Origin of the sequence: Myxococcus sp. AM010, assembly GCF_013372585.1 — a bacterium.
Lineage (GTDB): Bacteria > Myxococcota > Myxococcia > Myxococcales > Myxococcaceae > Myxococcus > Myxococcus vastator.
In genome coordinates, this window is sequence record NZ_JABXEO010000018.1 from 57875 (window position 1) to 80562 (window position 22688).

The following is a 22688-nucleotide window of genomic DNA, read 5'->3' on the forward strand; positions in this document are numbered from 1 at the left end:
AGAAGACCCGAATGCTCGCGCCGGACGCGGACCCTCACAGCCCGTCCTCCCCGGGGGATGCAGGCCAGAGCACCTCTTCCTCCTCGCTGAATGGCAGCTATGTGTTTCCCGCCTCGACGAGCCAGGAGCGGCTGTGGTTCCTGCGCGAGTTCGATGCTCGGTGGGGCGCTGCCTACCACCTGCCCGTGGCCTTCCGCATTGACGGCCCGGTGGATCGCCTCGCCCTGCAGCGCGCCGTCAATCTGGTGGTCACCCGGCACGAGGGGCTGCGCACCCGGCTCGCCCACCTGGATGGGCAGCTCGTGCAGGTCATCAACCCCCACGCGCGGGTCACCGTCTCGGTCGTGGACCTCGGCCACGTCCCCGAGGCCGAGCGCTGGGATGAGGTCCAGCGGCTCCTGGCCACGGAGTCCCAACGGCTCTTCCGGTTCACGGAGGACAGCCTCCTGCGGCTCACGCTCCTGCGGTTGAGCGGCACGCGGCATGTGCTCCTCGCCACGCTCCACCACATCATCGCGGATGGCACCTCGGTCGAGCTGTTCCTCCGCGAACTGGTGGCCAGCTATGGCGCCTTGCTCCAGCACACAGCGCCGCACCTGGCCGAGCTGGCCGTGCAGTACGCTGACTACGTCGCCTGGCAGCGGCAGTGGCTGGACACCGAGGAGTACACGAAGCAGCGCGAGTACTGGGGACGCAAGCTGGCTGGCGCGCCGCTCGTCCTGGAGCTGCCGACGGATCGCCCGCGGCCGGTGGTGCAGTCGTTCCGTGGCGCCAACAAGGAGTTCCGCCTCTCGCGCGAGTTCGCCGCCTCGGTGCGGCGGTATGCGCATGAGGGAGGGTCCACCTCCTACATGGTGCTGCTCGCGGCCTTCGCCGTGCTGCTGCGCCACTACACCGGGCAGGAGGAGCTGCTGCTCGGCACGCCCGTGGCGAACCGGCAGCGGCCGGAGCTGGAGCCGGTCATCGGGTTCCTGGCCAACACGCTCGTGGTCCGCGCGGACCTCACCGGAGACCCGAGCGTGGAGGAGCTGCTGCGCCGCATCCGGGAGACGACCCTGGAGGCCGTGGCGCACGAGCAGTTCCCGTTCGACAAGATTGTCGAGGCGCTTCAGCCGGAGCGCACGCTGAGCCGCAACCCCCTGTTCCAGGTGATGTTCGGCTTCCAGGAGGCGCCTCATGCGAGGCTCGCGTTGGGGGGCCATCCGCTCACGCGGTTGCCGGTGGAAACCGGCACCTCCCGGTTCGACCTGTCGCTCTTCCTCACCGAGGACAGCGACGGCATCCAGGGCCTCGTCGAGTACAGCACGGACCTGTTCGAGGCGGACACCATCGACAGGCTGACGCGGCACTACCAGGCGGTGGTGGAGGGCCTGCTCCGGGGCGGCCACCAGCGCGTCTCGCAGCTCTCGCTGCTCACGGAGACGGAGCGCGCGGAACTCGTGGCCAGCGCGTTCCGCGCCGAGCCTGAGCCCACCGCCCTGTTGCCGCAGGCGGTGGAGGCCCAGGCCGCGCGGACGCCGGACCGGGTGGCCCTGGTCTTCGGGAGCGAGCAGCTCACCTATGCGGAGCTCAACGCCCGGGCCAACCGGCTCGCCCGCCTGCTGAAGGCCCGGGGCGTGGGCGCCGAGAGCCGGGTCGCCGTCTGCATGGAGTGCTCGCCGGACCTGGTCGTCTCCCTGCTGGCGGTGCTCAAGGCGGGGGGGGCCTACGTGCCAGTGGACCCGCGGTATCCGCTGGAGCGGGTGCGGTACATGATCGAGGACGCGCGGGCCCAGGTGCTGCTCACCCGGCGGGAGCTGGCCCACCATGGCGAGGGCATCCCGCACGTTGTGTCTCTCCCGGAGGCCGGCCTCGAGGGGGAGGGGGATGCGAACCTGGAGCCCGTGGCTGACGCTGCTCAGCTCGCCTACGTCCTGTACACGTCGGGGTCCTCCGGCCGGCCCAAGGGCGTGATGATTTCGCATGGCGCCCTCGCCAACTTCTTGACGACCATGGCCCGGGAGCCGGGCTTGCGCGCCGAGGACGTGCTCGCCGCGGTGACCACGTTCTCCTTCGACATCGCCGCGCTCGAGCTGTACCTGCCGCTGGTTCAGGGCGCGCGGGTGGTGATGGCCACCCGTGAGCAGGCCGCGGATGGGCGCGCGCTGTCCGGGGTGTTGGCGCGGCACGGGGTGACGGTGATGCAGGCCACTCCGGCCACCTGGCGCATGCTGGCCGACGCGGGCGGGGCTCCCGGCCCGGGCTTCACCGTGCTGTGCGGAGGGGAGGCGCTGCCCCAGGACCTCGCCGACGCGCTCACCGCGAACGGGGCCCGGGTGTGGAACCTCTATGGCCCCACGGAGACCACGGTGTGGTCCTGCCGCAAGCGGCTGGGGGCCGGTGACAGGGTTTCGCTGGGGGGGCCCCTTGGAAACACCAGCGTCCATGTGCTGGACCCGGACCTGCGGCCCGTGCCGGTCGGCCTGGCGGGTGAGCTGTTCATCGGTGGTTCCGGCGTGGCCCGCGGCTACTGGGGTCGGCCCTCGCTCACGGCCGAGCGCTTCGTGCCGGATCCCTTCTCGGCGCGGCCGGGTGCCCGGCTCTACCGGACGGGCGACCTGGTGCGCCGCCGGGCGGGTGGGGAGCTGGAGTTCATCGGTCGCGCCGACCATCAGGTCAAGCTGCGGGGCTACCGCATCGAGCTCGCGGAGATAGAGCTCACCCTGCGCCGCCATGAGGCGGTCCGCGACGTGGTGGCGCTCGTGTGGGGCTCCAGCGAGGCCGAGCGGCGGCTCATCGCCTACGTGGTGCCGGTCGCGGCGCAGGCCGGGGACGACACCCTGGCCCAGCGACTGCGCGAGCACGCCCGGGCCTCCCTGCCTGAATACATGGTGCCGTCGGCCAACGTGCTCCTGGATGCGCTTCCCCTGACGCCCAACGGCAAGGTGGACCGACGCTCCCTGCCGGACCCGAGGTCGGTGATGGCTCGCGGCGGGGCGATGCACGTGGCTCCTCGCACCGAGACGGAGGGCCGCATTGCCACCATTTGGATGCAACTGCTCGGCTGTGACCAGGTGGGAGTGAAGGACGACTTCTTCGAGCTTGGGGGCAACTCGCTGCTTGCCGGCCGGCTCGTGGAGGCGCTCGACCGCACCTTCGGTGTCCGCGTGCCGATGCGGGACCTCTTTCTCGACGCGACGATTGCCAACCTCGCCACGGTGATTGATGGGCGTCGCCGGAAGGCGTCCGTTGTGGAGGCGCCGCACGTGGACGAGTTGGTGAGCGGATTGACCGACGAGGAAGTGGAGGCGCTCTTGAACGAGCCACAGTTGGGCCATGTGAACACTCAGCACGTGAAGGAGGGGAGCAGGTGAGTTCGTCCGAGAGCGACAACGGCCGCCGCGCCGCCGAGGAGAAGAGAGCTACGCTGGCCAGGCTGCTGCGGGACGGACGTCTCCAGGGCCACGCGAACCTGTCGCCGGATCAGCGGCGGCTCTGGATGCTGCTGCAGCTCGACGGGAGTCTGCCGGCACAGGTGCTGGCGGCCTACTCGCTGAGGGGGGCATTGGACCTGGCCGTGTTGCAGCAGGCCATCGCCGAGGTGGCGAGCCGCAATGAGGTCCTGCGCAGCACGTTCAAGGACATGGGGGGGACGCCGCTGCGCGTCGCCAGGCCGGTGATGGAGCTGGCGCTCGCGGTGACGGAGGCGGCCGGGACAGGCCTGGATGACGCCCTGCAACGGCTCGCCCGGCAGGAGCTGGGCGAGCGGCTCGAGCCGGCCACCGGGCCGCTGTTGCGCCTGCACCTCGTCAGGCTCGGGGCCGAGGAGCACCTGCTGCTCGTCAAGGCTCACGAGCTGATCTCCGACGAGCCGTCCCTGGAGGCGCTCATTCGGGAGGTGCTCGCCACGTACGGCGCCCTCCTGCGCGGTGAGCAGTCCGCGGCGTCCTCCGTGTCCGCCTACGCCGAGTACGCCGCGCGGGAGCAGGCCTGGCTGAGCGGGCCGGTGTGTGGCCAGCAGCTCGAACACTGGCGCCGGAAGCTCACGGACCTGCCCCTGCTGCGGCTCTTCACCGATCGGCCGCGTCCCGTCATCAAGACGCACCGCTGCGACTCCGTCTCCACCCTGCTGCCGCTTGAGCTGTCGCGGCGGATGGAAGCGCTGGCCTCGCGGAACGGGGGCCTGCGCGCGGCGGTGCTGGCCGGCTTTCAGGTGCTGCTGTCCCGGTACACCGGGCAGTCCGATGTGACAGTGGGCGTTCGCGCCGACCTCCGGACCGAGGCCGAGCGGGGCCGGCTCCTCGGGCCTGCCAGCACCGCCCTGGTCCTGCGGACGGACCTGCGCGGCGAGCCGTCCTTCATGGAGACGCTCCAGCGCGTCGACGTGGCCCGCGAGGAGGCGGAGCGGTTCGCCAGCGTGCCCTTCGGCACGCTGGTGGACACGCTGCAGCCGGCCCGTGACCTGAGCCGCACGCCCTTCTTTCAGGTGATGTACCTGTTTCGGGATGCGCGCGAGGAGCTGGCGGTTGGCGCCGGCCTGCGCGCCCTGGCGCAGGCGTTGCCGTTCGGTACCACCCCGGTGGACGTCACCCTGGCGGCGACAGCCACCGAGCAGGGCCTCCACCTGCGCATCGACTTCAACTCCGACCTGTACGACGCGAGCACCGCGCGGCGCCTGTTGGGCCACCTGCGCACGCTGCTGTCCGCGGCGGTGGACGCTCCGGGGATGTCCATCGCCCGGCTGCCGCTGCTCACCGAGGAGGAGTGGCGGCAGGTCGTCGGCGACTGGAACCAGACCGAGCACGCCCTCCCGTCGCGCTGCCTGCACGAGCTCGTCGAGGAGCAGGCAGCGCGCACCCCGCATGCCGTGGCCGTCACGTGCGAGGGCCACCAGCTCACCTACGCCGAACTGGATGCGCACGCCAACCAGCTCGCCCATCACCTGCGCCAGCTCGGGCTGGCACCGGAAGGTCGGGTGGCGATCTGCCTGGAGCGGTCCGTGGAGATGGTGACCGCCATGCTGGCGGTGCTCAAGGCCGGCGGTGCCTACGTGCCGTTGGATCCGGAGTACCCCACCGAGCGCCTGGCGCAGCTGTTCGCGGACTGCGAGGCGCACGTGGTGCTCACGCAGCAGTCCCTGGCGGACCGGGTGAAGATGGGCGCGGCGCGGCGCGTGTTCGTGGACACGGACTGGCCGGTCATCGCCGGGTGCCCGCGGCAGGCGCCCCCGCCGGTCGTCACGCCGGACCACCTCGCCTATCTCATTTACACCTCGGGCTCCACCGGCACGCCCAAGGCGGTGATGCTCTCTCACCGTGGCATCGTGAACAACCTCGCGTGGCGTCAGCGCACCTGGCCGTTGTCGGCGGAGGACCGGGTGCTGCAGAACCACTCCTTCAGCTTCGACCCGTCGGTGTGGGCCACCTTCTGGCCGCTCCTGGTGGGGGCCAGAGCCGTGCTCACCCCGTCCGGCCAGCACTACGACAGCAAGGCGCTGGTGGGCCTGCTGCGTGAACAGGGCATCACCGTGTATGGCGCGGTGCCCTCGCTCAACGCCGTGTTGATGGAGGAGCCTGAGATTGGCCGGTGCACCCACCTGCGGTACGTGCTGAGCGGCGCCGAGGCCCTCACTGGCGGCCTGCAGCGCGGCATCTTCTCGCGCGTCTCCGCCGCCGTCGCCAACCTCTACGGCCCGACGGAGACCACCATCGACGCCGCGGCATGGAACTGCCCGCGCGTGGATGCCCCGGAGGACGCTCCCATCGGTCGGCCAATCGCCAACCTGCGGATGTACGTGCTCGACGAGCACCTCCAGCCGGTTCCGGTCGGTGTTCCCGGTGAACTCTTCGTCGGCGGCGTGGGCCTGGCGCGTGGCTATCACGCCAGGCCCGGCCTGACTTCTCAGCGCTTCTTGCCGGATCCGTTCTCGGGTGATGCCGGCGCGCGGCTGTACCGGACGGGCGACCTCGGGCGCTACCGGGCGGACGGAGCCATCATGTTCCTCGGCCGCGTGGACGAACAGGTCAAGGTGAGCGGCTACCGCGTAGAGCTCGGTGAGGTCGAGACCGCGCTGGGGCGGCACCCCGACGTGCGCGAGGCCATCGTCGTCGCGCGTGAGGGCCTGCAGGGAATCAAGCGGCTGGTGGCCTACGTCACGCCCGCCAAGGGGGGCACGCCGGAGGCTCGCTCGCTCACGGCATTCCTCGAGAAGACTCTGCCGGCGTACATGATTCCGCCGGTGTTCGTCATCGTCAACGAGCTGCCGAAGATGCCCAGCGGCAAGGTCAACCGCAATGCCCTGCCTGCCCCGCAGATGGACCGGCCGGACACCGCGGGCGCCTACGTCGCTCCGCGTACGCCCCTGGAGGATGAGATTGCCTCGGCCTTCGCGGGCGTGCTCGGCATGGACCGCGTGGGAGTGGAGGACGACTTCTTCGAAGTGGGCGGCACCTCGCTCCTGCTGGCGCGGCTCGCCTCACGGCTGCTGAACCGCTTCCAGATTGCCATCCCGGTGCACCAGTTCTTCAAGATTCCCACGGTGGCTGGGGTGGCGAACGTGGTGGAGACCTACCAGCGTGAGGGCCTCGACGCCGTGCTGATGAACCAGCACGCCACACGGCTGGACGCCGACGCCTCGCTGGCGCCGGACATCTCCCCCGCCGGGTTGCCGCTGGCGAACTACCTCGCCCCGTCCTCCGTGCTGCTCACTGGCGCCACCGGTTACTTGGGGGCCTTCCTGCTCCAGCAGCTCCTGAAGCGGACCCGAGCCACCGTGTACTGCCTCGTGCGTGCCGCCGACCCGGCCCAGGCCATGGACCGCGTGCGTGCGACCATGCACCAGTACCTCGTCTGGGATGAGGCCTACGCGGAGCGGATCCGCCCGCTGGTGGGCGATCTGGGGAAGCCCCGGCTCGGCCTTTCCCGGGAAGAGTGGGAGCGGCTCGGACTCGAGCTCGACTCCATCTACCACAACGGCGCGCTGGTGAACTTCGTGTACCCCTACTCGGCGCTGCGGGGGCCCAACGTGCACGGCACCCAGGAGGTGCTGCGCCTGGCATGCCAGCACCGGCTCAAGGCCGTGCACTACGTGTCCACCATCGATGTGCTGCTGGCCACGCACATGCCGCGCCCCTTCATGGAGGATGACGCGCCCTTGCGCAACCCCATCGAGGTGCCGGGTGGCTACACTGGCAGCAAGTGGGTGGCGGAGAAGGTGGTCAACATCGCCCGCGCGCGCGGCATCCCCGTGTGCATCTACCGGCCCGGGCTCATCCTGAGCCACGAGGAGACGGGCGCGACCCAGACCAACGACTACCTGCTCGTGGCGTTCCGCGGCTACGTGCCCATGGGCATCATCCCGGACTACCCGCGCATCTTCGACACCATCCCGGTGGACTACGCGGCCAAGGCCATCGTGCACATCTCCACCCAGCGGGAGGCGCTGGGCAGGTTCTTCCACCTGTTCAATCCCGCGCCCGTCTCGCTGCGTCGTTTCTGCGATTGGATTCGCTCCTATGGCTACGCGTTCGACATCGTTCCCTTCGACGAGGCGCGGAGGCAGGCGCTCGACGTGGACACGTCGCATCCGCTTTATCCGCTCGTTCCGCTCATCCGCGACGCCGAGGCGGAGCCCCAGGAATCGCTCGACCCGGCCTTCATCGACCAGCTCCGGCCGAACCTGGAGTGCCGGAGCGCGGTGGAGGTGCTGGCTGGCAGTGACATCCGTTGCCCGCCCATGACCGAGGAGCTTGCCCATCGCTGCCTTCAGTACCTCGTCGACATCGGCTTCCTTCAGCGGCCCGAGGTCCTGCGCGCAGCCCGTCAGCAGAAGGCGTCCGGCGCCTGAGCCGTCCCTCCAATCCGTTATCGAACGTCCGATAGGAAGACCGAGATGATCCACCACGTCGAATTGACACAGTCCGTCCTGCAGTACATCCGCGACAGCTCCGTGCGGGACAACGACATCCTTCGCGACCTGCGGGAGGAGACGTCGAAGCTCCCCCTGCGCACGATGCAGATTCCTCCCGAGCAGGGGCAGCTCCTGAGCCTGCTGGTGCGCCTCATCGGCGCGCGCAAGACGCTCGAGGTGGGCGTCTTCACCGGCTATAGCACCCTGTGTACCGCGCTCGCGCTGCCCGCCGATGGGCGCGTCATCGCGTGCGACCTGAGCGAGGAGTGGGTCTCCATCGCGCGCCGCTACTGGCAGCGGGCGGGCGTGGCGGATCGCATCGAGGTCCGGCTTGGCGACGCCCACCATTCCCTGGAGGCGCTGGTCGCCAGCGAGCACCGCGGGACGTTCGACCTCGCGTTCATCGATGCGGACAAGGAGAGCTACGACTTCTACTACGAGCACGCGCTGCGGCTGGTGCGTCCCGGCGGGTTGATCATCCTCGACAACACGTTGTGGTCCGGGAAGGTCGCCGACCCGAGCGTCGTCGGGGATCCGGAGACGGACTCGCTGCGGCGCATCAACGCCAAGCTCCTGACTGACGAACGGGTGGACGTCAGCATGCTCCCTATCGCTGACGGACTGACCTTCGCTCGCAAGCGCTAGGCCCGCGGGACGGCGATGCTCACAACGCACTCAGGTGTGGATTCTGGCCTGACACGCCAGTGGATTGCCTTGGTGGCGGTGGTGGGGGTGGGGGTGAGCATCCTCCTGGCGCTGCTCTCCTTCCGGTCGCCGGCTTCACGGCCGGCCTCCGCGCCGGAAGGTGGGTTCTCCGCAAAGCGGGCGATGGCCCACGTGTACGCCATCGCCCAGCGTCCGCACCCCATTGGCTCGTCCGAGAATGCCCGGGTCCGCGCCTACCTGGTCGCGGAGCTCACGAAGCTCGGGCTGGCGCCGGAGGTGCAGGAGGCGACGAGCATCGCCGAATTCATCACGCCCTTTGGTCCCAAGTACCGTCCCGCGGCCGTCGTGCGGAACATCATCGCGAAGCGCCCAGGCCGCTCCAGTGAGCGGGCGGTCCTGTTGATGGCGCACTACGACTCGGTCCCAGCCGGCCCGGGGGCGAACGACAACGCGACCGCCGTCGCCGCGCTGCTGGAGACCGCGCGGGCCTTGACGCACACCGGGCGGACGCTCGAACGCGACGTGGTCTTCCTCTTCTCTGATGGAGAGGAGGTGGGGCTGCTGGGGGCGAAGGCCTTCTTCGAACGGCATCCGCTGCGGCACAAGCTGGGCGTGGTGCTCAACTTCGAGGCGCGGGGCAGTGGTGGGCCCGTGTTGATGTTCGAGACGGGGCCGAAGAGCGGCTGGATGGTGAGCGAGCTCGCCTCGGCCGTGCCATACGCCTTCGCGAGCTCCCTCTTCGACGAGGCCTACCGGCACCTGCCGAACATGACGGAGTTCACCCTGGCGAAGGAGGCGGGCCTCCCGGGCCTCAACTTCGCCTACATCGACGGCATCAATACCTATCACAGCGCCCTCGACCGACCGGAGAACGTGGACCCGCGCGTCGTGCAGCACCACGGCGAATATGCCCTGCGGCTCGTGCGGCGGCTGGGGGAGGGGGAACTGCCGCGGGGAGACGCCTCCGACAGGGTCTTCTTCAACCTTCCCGGCCCGGCGCTCATCGTCTATCCGGCGGCGTGGAGCATGCCGCTGGCCCTGATGGCGGCCGTGCTCTGGGCCTGCGTGGCCGCCAGGGGCCTGCGGCGGGGGCGGTTCCGGGCGGCTTCGGCGCTCTGGGGAGCCCTTGCGTTCCTGCTCCAACTCGTCGTCCTCGTCGTGGTGGCAGTGGTGCTCGGGCTGCTTGCTGATGCCACGAATGAGGAGTTTCGCCGCATTGGACATACGTATGACGGCGGGCTCTACCTGGCCGGGCTCATGGCCCTGTGCCTCGCGGGCACGGCCACCCTGGCCGCTCTGCTGCGCCGACGTGTCGGGGTGTACGCCCTGGCTGTTGGCGCCTCGTTCTGGTGGGCCTTGTTGGCCGTGCTGACCGCGGCCCTGTTGACGGGCTTCAGTTTCCTGTTCGTCTGGCCGTTGCTGGGGGCCGCGCTCGGACTGGAACTGCTGCCAGACGTGGATGCGCCACGTCCAGCCGCGGGGCGCCTGCTGGTCTCGCTGCTCCTCTCCACCGTGCCGGCGAGCCTCGTCGTGGCTCCGCTCATCCAACTGTCCTTCGTGGGTCTGACGCTGCGCATGGGCGCTGTCGCCGCGCTCATGGCGGGGCTGTTGCTTGGGTTGTTCATTCCGCTCCTGCACGAGCTTCGCGCCGCGCGTCGCTGGTCGCTGCCGGCCGGGGCACTGGTCGTGGGCGGGGCGCTCGTCGCGCTGGCCAGCCTCCCCGCGGCGCCCACCCCGGAGCGACCGAGGGCGAACAACCTCGTGTATGCACTGGACGCGGACACGGGCCGTGCGCTCTGGGCGACCAGCGACGCGCGACTCGACGCCTGGACACAGCAGTTCCTCTCTGGAGAGGTGAAGGAAGGGCCGCTGCCGGACTTCCTGCCGCGCTGGGGGCGGGACTTCCTCCATGGCCCCGCACCCGTCCTGTCCACGACGCCGCCAACGCTGGCGGTGCTCGACGACGCGGTCTCGGGCGAGCGCCGGACGGTGGGGCTGCACATCGGCTCGCCGCGTGGCGCGCGCAGCGCCGTGGTGTCCGTCTCCGGAGTGCCTGTACTCGCGTATGCGCTGGATGGGCAGCCCGGGCCGACCGCCCAGGCGCCGGACACCTCCCCGGGCGCGGAATCGGAGTGGGTGCTTTGGTTGGAGGCCCTTGGTCAGGAGGGCAACACGCTGCGCCTGACGGTGCCCGCGGGCAGGCGCTTCACCCTTCGCGTGGTGGACCGCTCCGACGGCCTGCCGGAGTTGCCGGGCCTGAACGTGGCCCAACGGCCCCCTTACATGATTCCCGCGGCCTCATTGGATGTGGAGAACTGGGGCAACTCCACCTATGTCGGCCGGGCCTTCCCCATGACCGCGCACCCGGGCTCCGCCACGGTGCGGCAAGCGCCCCGGTAGCGTGTGCCGGCGGAGGCGAAATCGCTTCAATTCCGCGGGCCTCGCTTGTTCTGTTGATGAGGGGTTTGTTAATGTTTACGACGATGCCTGCAATTCATTGCTCCGCCAGATTTTCATCTGCGTTGATATGGGCGCTGGTGCTGTCGTTCGGGCTGGCCGTGACGCCAGCCTCCGCGGCCGAATCCGCTTCCAGTCAGGGCGTCGTCGAACTCGTCCAATTGCTTTCGTTGAGGTTGCGGCTCCAGCGCCTCGACATCGAGGAGCGGCGTGCGTTGGAGGAGCGCCTGGCGCGCGGTGAGCGCCCGGCGCGCCTGTATGAAGAGCACATGTCGCGCTGGCTCGACCGGGGCTTCTATCGGAGGCTGGCCACCAGCCTCGTCTATGTTCCAGCGAAGTCCAACCTCTTCGTGGGCAAGCTGACGCGTGTGCGCGAAGGGGAGGGGTGGGTGTATTTCCTGCCGCATACCCTGCCCGCCGGCCACCCCGAGAAGGCATCGCCGTGCCCCCCCAACGAGCGCGTGGAGGTGGTCCCTTGGTGGGCCCGTGGGCAGCGGGTCTCGGTGTGCCGGGAGAGCTACCGTCCAGAGAACGTCTTCGACGACGTTGGCTACTGCGGCGGCCAGGCCGAGCCTACCATCCCAACGCCTCCGCGGCCGGGGTGCGGGTGTGGCTCACTGCTGCTCGGCTGTCTGCCTCCAGAGGACGAGTCGCCGCGGATGGATCAGCGGCTCATGGAGGCCATGACGAGTGAGATCTCCGAGACGGGCGCGGAGCTCATGGCGAAGGGGCGCTCGTTCGACGAGCTGATGACGACGTCCACCACCTGGCAGACGGGCCTCACGCGCTTCCTCTACCTGCGGCGTGAGATGCTGGCCCTGGTGGGCAGTCGGCCCTACTCGAAGGCGCTCGAGGCGCGGCTGCTCGAGATGTTGACCTCCGTGGACCTGGACGCTCCCGGTCAGTGGGTGGAGCGAACAGGGCTCTACCGTGGCAGCGGCCTGTTCCTGAACACTCCGCTCACGTCCACGTACGTGGGCACGGCCCGAGCCACCATGTTGCTGCTGCTCTCGCAGTTCCTCTGCGTGGACTTCCCCGCCAACAACGTCGACAGGGATGCGCTGCTCGCCATCACCCATGACCAGCACGCGGGGGTGCGCTTCGAGGTGTACTCCTCCCCCATGCGCCACCAGCTCGCCTGCAGCGGGTGCCATGCACCCATGGATTACGGGGCCGGCTTCCTGGTGGGGTTGCGTCCGCCGCTCTTCGGCTCCGTGCCCACGAACAAGGTGGTCGAAGGCCGCCTCTACATGAACGGCGCGGAGGACCTCCGGGGCTCGGGTGAGGGCTACGGTGCACTGGCCGCGCTCGTCACCCGCCAGCCCGAGTTCACCCAGTGCGCGAGCGCGCGGCTGTTCACCTACTTCGTCGGCAGGCCTCCTCACAACACGACGGAGGAGCGCCAGCTCCTGGCCGAGCTGGCGCAGGCCTTCGACAAGAGCGGGCGTCGGGTCGAGGTCCTCATCCGCTCCATCCTGCTCAGCAAGGCGCAGACGGAGCCGCTCGCATTGAACCCAAGCCCATGAACGCCACCAGCCTCCTCTTCCTGCTGCTGACCGCGACGCCGACGGAGGAGGTGCCTCCGCGTGTGACGGTGCTCCTCCAGCAGCATTGCGCGGGTTGCCACAACGCCGACAGCATGTTCGACCTGAGCACGCCGCCCCCCGTGCGCGACAGCGAGTCCTGGTCCGCCATCCACAAGATGCTCGAGACAGGCCGGATGCCACCCTCTCCAGAGGTGGTGAAGAAGAAGTGGAAGAAGCCGGGACCGCCTCCGTCCCCGCTGGGGCCGGGGCACCGTCAGGAGCTCGTCAGCGCCATCGCCGCGCTGCTGGCTGAGTCGACGCATCCCCCCGCGCTCCGCACGCAGCTCCAGCTCACTTCGGAGGACTGGCTGCTCATCGTCCGTGAGGTGGCACGGCCCTTCATGTCGGAGGAGGCCCTGGCGGAGCTCGTTGCCCCCTACCGGGAGTTCGCTCCCGAGGCGCGTCCCCAGGTCGTCTCCATCGGCCTATGCTCCCGCATCATTGACATCGACCAGGGCCGGCCCGCCGCGCAGAGGCTGTTGTGGCGCGAGGAGCTGCGCGCCGGGGATGCGCCTCCGGCCGCGGCGGTGGCGGGGATGGTGCGGAAGGTGTTCGAGCTCACGTTCCGCCAGGCGGCCTCGGCTTCCGACGTGGACGAGGGGCGCGAGCGCTTTCTCCGCTTCCTGCGCGTGACCGGCTCCCCGCGGGAGGCCTCGGTCGCGCTCTGTAGCAGTTACCTGTCAGGGGTTCGCCTGCTCCGGCTGGAGCTTCCGACTCCCTCTCCGAAGGAGTTGGCGCAATGACCTGGATTTCCCGGCGCGATCTCCTCCAGGCCCTGGCTGGCGCTGGCGGGCTGTCCCTGCTCTCCGGTTGTGGACTGCGCTCCGGCAAGGTGGCCCCGGTGTCCGGGCCAGCCAATGCCAGCGGCGCGCCAGTGGCCACGCCCGTGCGGCCGCACTACATCGTCCGCATTTCACTGGATGGTGGCTTCGACAGCGTGATGACCGTGGACGCGAAGGACCCCGCCACGGCCGGCGCGCTCGACACCGGCTACCTCGCGGACGAGCGCCTCAAGGGGGCCCTTCGGCTCTACGGTCCGCTCATGGGGGGCCTCCTGCGGCACGACGAGGACCTGTGCCTGGTTCATGGCGTGCGCTACAACACCGTGGCCCATGAGACCGGGGAGGGCATCCTGCGCGCGGGGCGCCAGCGGCACGGCGCCAGCTCCCCGCCCTTTGGCGACATGGCGGCCCAGACGCTGCCGGGCGGTGCTCCCATCGCCCACCTCCACATTCAGACGGGACCGGCGGATGAGTCCGCCCACCCATTGGACATGCTCCTGCTGCCGGGCAACCCGGCGGCCCGGGTGATGCCGCCCACCGGCGGGCTCAGCATCGACCCCGTGACAGTGGCGATGCTGGTGGGGGATGAGCGGCCCCTGTTCGAGACACCGGCGTGGTTCGACGAGCTCCAGTCCGTGCGCATCGAGGAGGCACGGCGGCTGCTGGGCTCGCGGCCCGACGAACTCGCGGCCCACGAGGAGCGGCTGAGGCAGGCCGGCTACCTGCAGCGGCTGATGTCCTCGGCCCCTCGCGCCACCACCTTGCGCGACAGCCCGCTGGGGCCGGGACTGGCGCTCGCCTTCCACGCGCTGCGCCACAACCATGCTCGTTTCATTACCGTGCGCTCCCCCCGCGTCTGGCTGGACACGCACACCAACAACATCGCTCTGCAGAGCGCGCGCACCCGGCCCATCTTCAACGACATCGGTGCGTTCGTGGACATGCTCAAGCGCGAGCACAACGCCTTCGGTCCGCTCTTTGAGCAGACGACCATTGTCATCGCCTCGGAAATGGGACGCTTCCCCAAGCTGAACATGGCCCAGGGCAAGGACCACTGGCCGGAGAACAGCTGGGTTCTCCTGGGGCGGGGCATCCGCAAGGGTGTGACGGTGGGGGCCACGGACGAGCGCTTCCGCGGTGTCTCCGTCAACTACCTCACCGGCAGCCTCCAGGGGGATGCGCGGCGCCTGATGGAGATTGACGCGCTCTTCAGCACGGTGCTCCACCTCGCCGGTGGCAACCCGGTCGCGCAAGGCTACGAGCGCGATTCAGTGCTGCAGTGCATCCTTTCATCCGCGGGAGACCCTTCATGACGGCGCATGCTTCCTCTTCTCAGACACCGCGACTTGCTGGCCGGGTGGCCGTCGTGACCGGGTCGAGCCGTGGCGCGGGGCGGGCCATCGCCCACGTGCTTGGCGAGGCCGGAGCCACGGTCTACGTCACGGGGCGCAGCGCGAAAGGCGGCCAGCGCACCGAGGGGCTTCCGGGCTCGGTGGATGAGACGGCCGCGGAGGTGACCCGCAGGGGAGGCCGCGGTGTCGCCGTGCGCGTGGACCACTCGGTGGACGCGGACGTCGAGGCGCTCTTCGAGCGCGTCCGGCGCGAGCAGGGCCGCCTTGACGTGCTCGTGAACAATGTCTGGGGTGGCTATGAGGCCTACGACGGGGTGGGTTTCGATGCGCCATTCTGGGAGCAGCCGCTCGACCTGCGTTGGCAAGGGATGTTCGTCTCCGGCATGCGTGCGCACTTCGTGGCGACCCGGTATGCGTCCTCGCTGTTGATGCGCAAGCCCGACTCCAAGCCGGAGGTCGACCATCCGGGGCTCATCGTCAACACGGTGGGGTGGGCCTATGGCGCCTATCTGCAGAACCTCTATTACGACGTAGCCAAGGCGGGCATCATCCGCATGGCCTTCGGTCTGGCCCAGGAACTGCGGGCTCACCGGGTCGCTGCCGTCGCGGTCGCTCCGGGCTTCATGCGCACCGAGCGCGTCATGGCGGCTCATGAGAAGGACAAGTTCGACCTCGGCCCCACCGAGTCCCCCGAGTATCTGGGGCGCGCCATCGTCGCGCTCGCAGCGGATCCCCGGGTGATGGAGAAGACGGGGCTGGATTTGACCGCCGGAGACCTGGCTCGGGAGTACGGCTTCACGGACGTCGACGGCCGTCAGCCCGAAGGATTCCGTATTCCTGGCGCAGCGCTTCCCTCCACCAATAGGTAGGGCCGGTGGGACGCAGTTCATCCGGGGCGGTGCGCGCAGGCGGAGTCCAGTTGTTCTTGGAACTCGAAGCCGCCAGCCCCAATACTTTCTCTAGCTCAGGTGTTTTGCTTGCCCGTGAGCGCGCTCGATTCAGGAAGGGAAGTCCATGACGATTCTGAACAGTGCCTACCGCAAGTGGAGCTTTCACGATTTTCGGATCCGGGCGCAGTATGACCTGCAGGCCAAGGGCGGGTCCGTGGCCGAAGACACGCTGTTCATGAACATGGGGTACTGGAAGGACCAGCCGCAGTCGCTGGACGAGGCTTCCCGTGCGCTCGCGCGCCTCGTCGCGGAAATGGCGCGGCTGGGCAAGGACGACAACATCCTGGATGTGGGCTGCGGGTTCGGAGACAACGCGCTCCTGTGGATGGAGGAGTTCGCGCCCGCGAAGATCTCCCTGGTCAACATCAGCAAGAAGCAGCTCTCCGTGGCGGGGGAGCGCATCACCCAGCGGGGTTGGAGTGAGAGGATTTCCCTGTGGGTGGCGTCAGCCACCGAGCTCCCCTTCGAGGAGGGGGCCTTCGACAAGGTGACGTGTGTCGAGGCTTCCCATGACTTCGACAGCCGCGAGGCGTTTTTCCTCAATGCCCACAAGGTGCTGAAGCCCGGGGGGAAGCTCATCCTCGCGGACCTGTTGCATCCGCCCGAGACGCGGGACACCTACCTGGAGAAGCTCCAGCGGGCGGGCTTTGTCAATGTGGATGCGCGGTCGATCCGCCAGGAGGTGTTTGACCCCTTCGTCGACCATCTCCTGCGCCGGGCGGAGAAGGCGAACCCGGTCTCCCGGTGGATGACGCGGGCGTATATCGCATACACGAAGAAGACCGGGGTCTTCCAGAAGCTGGACTTCGTCATCACCACCGCGGAGCGGCCCTCCCGGCCCAACTGAGCGGTGAGCCTCGGTGGGGGGCTCCCCCGGCTGTCATCCGACATGCGCGGCCGGACGCCATGGGGGCGTCGGGACGGAGGTGCATTGAATCCGCCTCAGCCTGAGGCTCGTACGTGCTGACGCAGGTACTTGGCGGTGATGGAGTGCTGGCACTTCAAGAGCTCCCGTGGAGTGCCCTCGAAGAGGAGGTCGCCTCCCTGGTGGCCACCTTCCAGCCCCAGGTCCAGAATCCAGTCAGCGCGCTTGATGACCTCCAGGTTGTGCTCGATGACCACCACCGTGCTGCCCCGAACCACCAGCCGCTCAATGAGCTCCAGCAGGTGCCGCACGTCGGACATGTGGAGTCCCGTGGTGGGCTCGTCCATGACGTAGACGGCCCCCTGTTTGTGCAGCTCCGTCGCCAGCTTGATGCGCTGGCACTCTCCGCCGGACAGCGTGCTCAGGGGCTGTCCGAGCCGCAGGTAGCTCAGGCCCACATCGACGAGCGCCTGGAGGGTGGGCTGGAGCTTCTTCTCCTTGAAAAAGGCCAGCGCGTCGGCCGCTGTCAAATCAAGCACCTGGCCGATGTTCTTCCCTCGCAGCTCGTGGCCCAGCACCTCCTCGGTGAAGCGCTTGCCCGCGCACACGTCACAGATGGACTTGAGCCCATCCATGAAGGCCAGGTCGACATAGACGACCCCCAGCCCCTGGCAGCCGGGACAGGCGCCCTCCGAGTTGAAGCTGAACAGGGAGGCGCTCACCCCGTTGGCCTTCGCGAAGAGCTGTCGGATGGTGTCCAACATCCCGGTATAGGTCGCGGTGTTCGAGCGGATGGACGTGCTCACCGCCGACTGGTCGATGACCACCGCGCCGGGGTGCTGCGCCACGAACACCTCATTGATGAGCGTGCTCTTTCCGGAGCCAGCCACCCCTGTCACCACCGTGAGCACACCGGTCGGGATGTCCACGGTGAGCCCCTTGAGGTTGTGCAGCCGGGCGTCCTTCACCGTCAGCGCTCCGGTGCGCTTCCGGCTCTCCACCTTCAGCGGGAGTTCTTGCCGGAGGAAGCGGCCGGTGAGCGTGTCCGCGTCCTGGAGCCGCGAGTAGGGCCCCTCGTAGACGACCTGTCCTCCGTGCTGGCCAGCGCGCGGGCCCAGGTCGACGATGTGGTCGGCGATGGCGATGACATCCGGATCGTGTTCCACCACCAGCACGGTGTTGCCCTTGTCGCGTAGCTTGAGGAGGAGCGTGTTGAGCCGTTGCACGTCCCGAGGGTGCAGACCGATGGAGGGCTCATCGAAGACATACAGCATCTCCGTCAGGCTGCTGCCCAGGTGGCGGACCGTCTTGATGCGCTGGGACTCGCCGCCCGACAGCGTGCCGGATTCCCGGTCCATGCTCAGATAGCCCAGGCCAATGGTCACCAGGTTGCCCAGCCGCTCCAGCAGGCTGGCCACCACCGGCGCACCGGCCGGGTCGTCAACGGCTGACAGCACCTTCACCAGCTCCGTGGCCTCCATCGCGGAGAGCTGGCCGATGTCATGCCCGCCAATTTTACAGCTCCGCGCGAGCGCGTTCAGCCGACTGCCCTGACAGCTCGGGCAGGTGGCGAAGTTGACGACCCGCAGGAAGAGCTCGCGGTTGCGCTCCGTCATCGCCTGGAGGTCTTTCTTCATGTACAGGCGGGTGAAGCGGTCGACGATGCCCTCGTACCGGGCGTAGATGGGGCCCCCTTCGGATTCGAAGGTGAGGCGCGACTCGCCGTGCAGGAGCATCTGCCACTCGTCCTTCGTGTAGCGCGACAAGGGCTTGTCGTTGTCGAAGTGTCCGGAGAGTGTGTAGGATTTCCAGTACCACTTGCCCACCGCGAAGTCAGGGTGGAGGATTGCTCCCTCGTTGAGAGACTTCGAGCGGTCCAGGAAATTGTCCAGGTCGAGTTGCGTCGTCTTTCCAATGCCCGAGCATTCCGGGCACATCCCCTGCGGATCGTTGAAGGAGAAGACATGGGAGTTGCCAACCGCGGGCTTTCCGACGCGGGAGAACAACAGCCGCAGCAGGGGAGCGATGTCGGTGATGGTGCCAACCGTCGAGCGAGAGCTTCCCCCAAGCCGTTTCTGGTCGATGATGGTGGCGGCTGACAGGTTGTCGATGGAGTCCACGTCCGGTTGGCCATACTTCGGTAGACGGTTGCGGACGAAGGCGGTGTAGGTCTCGTTCAGTTGGCGTTGAGCCTCCGCGGCGATGGTGTCGAAGACGAGCGACGACTTGCCCGAGCCAGACACCCCCGTGAAAACAGTCAACTTCCCTCGGGGAATCCTGAGCGTGACGTTTTGGAGGTTGTTTTCCCGTGCCCCCGTCACTTCGATGAAGTCGCGCCGCGAGGATGTGGCGGGAGTGGAATGAGAGGCGGCGCTCTTGGGGCTCATGGGTGGGTGTCCTCCGCGTCCTATGTGACCAGCCACGACGGTGGCGCTTTCTAGCAGAGCAGTGCAATGGAGGGGAGGGGCTCAGCAATGCAGGGGGGAGCATCAATCTGCCCTCGCCTTCCTGCCTGGACTACCCAGCCGAAAGAGGTGAGAGTCGAGTCAGAAGCGACGCGATTCCACCACCTCGGAGCCTGGGTGAATGACTCCGTGGTTTGCCAGGCGCCCTCCTGGTACTCTCAAGCGGTGTCCCTCTGCTCGCGCTGTGGCTTGTCTGGCCGCTGCTGCGCGGCGTGTCGGGGAGACTCCACTCGCATTGGCAATCGGACCGGAAAAGGCGATGCCCGCGGAAGCGCGCACGACCTTGCGCCAGAGTAACCGTTCACCGGCTGGTGCCTGCTTGAGGAGACATCGGGGCAGCGGACGGTGGGCGGGACGGCGCTCGACGGTGTTGGTCGCGGCGTGACACACCGCCACTCGTGGTGTTGCCGCGCACGTTGGTTGATGGTCCGGAGAACCGCCTGGTTGATGGCATCGGGACTACGGTTCCCCAGTCGCGTCAAGGCCTTGGCCGCCTCCGGCGGTGCCCTTCGGGCAGCCCTGACTCGACCAGAGAACCGCAGGCTGGGAGCAATCAGTTTCGCTTCTCGCGGAAACTGCTGTCGCGTCAAGGAGTTGGGTCCCATCACGAGAGTGACCTCTGGTGGTCCGGCTCCGTGATGGCATTTTCGAAGCCTCCACTTGGGATCCCATCACCCAGTCGGTGCGAGAACGGGCCGGTCTCCCTCATCCACCGTGCTCAGCAACACGTGGCGGAACTCGACCCCCGGGACGCGCGGATTGCGAAGCTGGAGGCGCTGCTGGAAGCGGCGCTGGAGCGCATCGCACACCTGGAGGAAGAGAACCGGCAACTGCGCGAGGAGAACCGGCAGATCAAGGAGCGGCTGAATCTCAATTCGAGCAACTCCTCGAAGCCCCCCTCCCCGGATGCCCCCGGCACGCCGCGTCCGCTGAAGAAGCCCACGGGCCGCCGCCCCGGTGGTCAGCCAGGGCACAAGAAGCATGAGCGAAGTCTCCTACCGCCCGAAGCCGTGCAGCACGTCGTCGAGTTGGTGCCCAAGGAGTGCCAAGGCTGCGGGCACCGGTTGGAGGGCAGAGATTGCGAGCCGCGCCGCCACCAGGTAGTGGAAGTGCCGCCGTTGTCGGCCGTCGTCACCGAGTACCGCAGCCACGCCCTGGAGTGCCGCGCGTGCGGCACGCTGACGCGCCAGCCGGTGCCCGCGCACGCCCGCAGCGCTTTCGGGGACAGGCTGGGGGCGCTGGCCAGTCTGCTGGTAGGCAAGTACCGGCTGTCCAAACGACTGGTGAAAGATGCCCTCTCGGACATGGTGGGCGTGGACTTGTCGGTGGGCAGCGTGGTGAATCTCGAAGGGGAGATGACGGACGCATTGGCCCCAGCGATGGCCGAGGCCCTCGCATACGTGCAGGCGGCCGACGAGGCCCACGCGGACGAGACGGGATGGGTGGAGGGGCGCAAGGATGGCCGGGGCCATCGTGCCTGGTTGTGGGTGGTCGCCACGGCCTTGGTGGTGGTGTTCCACATCGCGCGGAGTCGCGGCGGCAAGGTGGCCAAAGCCCTGCTGGGGGAGGGCTTCCTGGGCTTCCTCACCACGGACAGGTGGAGCGGGTATGACTGGTATGACAAGGGGCTGCGTCAACTCTGCTGGAGCCACATAACGCGCGACTTCCAAGGCTTCATCGACCGAGGCGGCGAGGGCGGCCGTCTGGGCACGCGGTTGATGCGCGAGCGCCACCGCTTCTTCAAGTGGCGGCACCGGGTGCGCGACGGAACTCTGGCGCGAGAGGATTTCGAGCAGCGGATGACGAAGGTACGACGCACGGTGGGCCGACTGCTGCGACAGGCCGAGGTGCGCGCGGAGAAGAAGACGTCGGGCATGGCACGAGAAATCCTCAAGTTGGAGGAGTGTCTCTGGACGTTTGTTGACGTGCCCGGCATCGAGCCGACGAACAACTTCGGCGAGCAGTGCATCCGCCACGCCGTCATGTACCGCAAGACGTCATTCGGGACGCAAGGCCCCGAGGGCAGCTGCTTCGTCGAGCGCATCTTCACCGCAGTCACCACGCTCAAACTGCAAGAGCGGGGCGTACTGGGCTTCCTCACAGACACGCTGCGCACGCACCGCCGGAGCCTGCCGCCTCCCTCGCTGCTTCCCCTTGCGGAGGCCCCTCAGCCCGCGCACGCAGCATGAGTCGGTGAACGGTTACGACGTTCAGTGGGCCCGTTAGGAAGGGCGGGATGACGATGCCTGGAGTTGCCCCCGTCAAATCGGACAGCTCAGGAGTGAGAGTTACCAGTACGGAGCTCGCGGGGTGACTTCATCTTCAGCCGGCGGTGCGGGTGGCGGTGGTTGTAGTCGTCGTACCAGACGGGTGGGCCTGTCCCGATTTCGCAGGCATCCCATGCACCTTCCACCACATTTCGGGTGTCAATGGAACCGGGAGCCCCAACTACCGATTAAGCCGCTGCACTGCGGCGACGTGCATGAAGGAGTCCATACCTGCGTCATGAATGGGGTGGATGGCGGCCAATACAATGATGGCCTGCCCGCCAGCCCTCCGTGGCACACCCCCCTTCGGCCTACCCCTGGCGCAGTCGTGTTAACCTCCAGCGCCATGCAGGCCGTAGCTCAGACACGTGCATGGCGTGGGTGGCTCTTCGCGAGCGTCCCCTTGCTGTTCCTATATGGCCCTCTGGGGATTCACGGGTTGTGGCAGGCCCACCAGGAAACTGTCCGGCTTCGTGAATCGGGGATGCAGCTCATTCTCGCGAGCGTCTACCCGCCCGTTCCCATCGCCACCTATATTGTCAGGCTGATGCCATTCATCACCGCGCTGGCGCTCGCGGTGCTCTTCTACCGCTGGGGCGCGTACCAGCGGCCTGCTGTCAAACGCTCCCTGGTGCTTGTCGCGCTCCCGTGGCTCCTCGGGTCCGCGCACATGGTGTGGCTGTGGCGTTACGACGACCTGCGAAGGGTGTACGGAGCTGGCGCGCGTAGCGCATCGACGGTGGCTGCGGGATTCGCAAACCTCCTGGGGGGGCTGGCCATCGCCGCGGGCGGCGCTGCGCTTCTCCTGGCTTCGTTGGGGGCAGTCCTGGCTCTGGATGTCAGGGGTGTTGGGCTCCAGGGGCAGGAGCGGAAACGCGACGCGTCTTGGACCCGAGGCGCACTGTTGGCGACAACCCTTGCGTGTGCCCTCACCATCGTGAGCATCGCGTGCGCGGGGCTTGCATCCCATGCAGGGGCGAGCTTCTTGTGGGAGATGGCGAGGACCGGCCTGGTCGAATGGCCGGCGGGTCAAGACGTGTCTGCCATCCGTTGGGCAGCGCTGCAGGCGGCTCAGTGGATTGCCGCCTTCGCGGCGCTCTTGGGCCTGATCGCAGGCGCTCTGATGCGACGTGCGTCTACCACCTCAAAGGCTGGATGCATGTCTCCGTGGTTTGCCGGAGCCCTCCTGGCTCTCTCAAGTGGTGTCCACCTGCTTGCGACGCGTGCCGTGGCCGCGGACTTTGCGCGCCTCGTTGGGGGGCGCGATACGGGAGCATCGTCCGCGGAGTTGCGCGGCGTCGAAAAGCCCGGCCACCGCCTGGAGTTCGGCTCAATCAGTCGAGGCGTGAATCGGGTGGGCCGTTCACCCGGGGCGCCGCTTTGATGCAACTCGGGGAGGCGCCAACCCCA

At 68.2% G+C, this 22688-nt stretch carries 12 protein-coding genes; 11 read left to right on the forward strand and 1 reads right to left on the reverse strand.

Translation table 11 applies throughout. The features are described from left to right. Positions 1-11 precede the first annotated feature (11 nt). The 9 genes from HV826_RS11940 to HV826_RS11980 all read left to right on the forward strand — a co-directional run bounded on the left by HV826_RS11940 (position 12) and on the right by HV826_RS11980 (position 16528). On the forward strand, positions 12-3353 hold the full coding sequence (locus tag HV826_RS11940; RefSeq protein ID WP_176417135.1) for a non-ribosomal peptide synthetase: 3342 nt from the start codon (positions 12-14) through the stop codon (positions 3351-3353). Next, a complete protein-coding gene (locus tag HV826_RS11945) occupies positions 3350-7825 on the forward strand; it encodes an amino acid adenylation domain-containing protein (RefSeq protein ID WP_217917240.1) in 4476 nt (1491 codons plus the stop codon). Before HV826_RS11940 ends, HV826_RS11945 begins: the two co-directional genes overlap by 4 nt. A gap of 45 nt (positions 7826-7870) precedes the next feature. Then, positions 7871-8533, forward strand: coding sequence for a class I SAM-dependent methyltransferase (locus tag HV826_RS11950; protein ID WP_176417136.1), 663 nt, complete (start codon positions 7871-7873; stop codon positions 8531-8533). Positions 8534-8569: 36 nt separating this feature from the next. After that, positions 8570-10954 (forward strand): M20/M25/M40 family metallo-hydrolase, encoded by a 2385-nt coding sequence (locus tag HV826_RS11955; RefSeq protein ID WP_176417137.1) that lies wholly within the window; start codon positions 8570-8572, stop codon positions 10952-10954. Between the two features lie 83 nt (positions 10955-11037). Then, positions 11038-12537, forward strand: a complete 1500-nt coding sequence (locus HV826_RS11960) for a DUF1585 domain-containing protein (protein WP_176417138.1) — start codon at positions 11038-11040, stop codon at positions 12535-12537. Then, positions 12534-13340 (forward strand): hypothetical protein, encoded by an 807-nt coding sequence (locus HV826_RS11965; protein WP_176417139.1) that lies wholly within the window; start codon positions 12534-12536, stop codon positions 13338-13340. The genes HV826_RS11960 and HV826_RS11965 overlap by 4 nt, the downstream gene beginning before the upstream one ends. Next, positions 13337-14692 carry a DUF1501 domain-containing protein gene (locus HV826_RS11970; RefSeq protein ID WP_176417140.1) on the forward strand — a complete coding sequence of 452 codons (1356 nt, stop codon included), beginning with the start codon at positions 13337-13339 and terminating at the stop codon, positions 14690-14692. The genes HV826_RS11965 and HV826_RS11970 overlap by 4 nt, the downstream gene beginning before the upstream one ends. Before the next feature lie 53 nt (positions 14693-14745). Then, positions 14746-15600, forward strand: a complete 855-nt coding sequence (locus HV826_RS11975) for an SDR family NAD(P)-dependent oxidoreductase (RefSeq protein WP_217917241.1) — start codon at positions 14746-14748, stop codon at positions 15598-15600. 145 nt (positions 15601-15745) lie between these two features. Then, positions 15746-16528, forward strand: coding sequence for a cyclopropane-fatty-acyl-phospholipid synthase family protein (locus HV826_RS11980; RefSeq protein WP_176417142.1), 783 nt, complete (start codon positions 15746-15748; stop codon positions 16526-16528). 95 nt (positions 16529-16623) lie between these two features. Here the strand turns inward: HV826_RS11980 and HV826_RS11985 are convergent, their stop codons facing one another. Beyond that, positions 16624-18807, reverse strand: coding sequence for an excinuclease ABC subunit UvrA (locus tag HV826_RS11985; RefSeq protein ID WP_255207880.1), 2184 nt, complete (start codon positions 18805-18807; stop codon positions 16624-16626). Between the two features lie 932 nt (positions 18808-19739). Between HV826_RS11985 and tnpC the strand changes: the two genes are divergently transcribed. Both tnpC and HV826_RS11995 read left to right on the forward strand, forming a co-directional pair. Then, complete coding sequence (gene tnpC / locus HV826_RS11990; protein ID WP_176417144.1) at positions 19740-21200, forward strand: IS66 family transposase; 1461 nt, start codon at positions 19740-19742, stop codon at positions 21198-21200. Positions 21201-21762: 562 nt separating this feature from the next. Further along, the gene (locus HV826_RS11995; RefSeq protein ID WP_176417145.1) at positions 21763-22662 is read left to right on the forward strand and encodes a hypothetical protein; all 900 of its coding nucleotides are present in this window, start codon (positions 21763-21765) and stop codon (positions 22660-22662) included. The last annotated feature ends 26 nt before the right edge of the window (positions 22663-22688 follow it).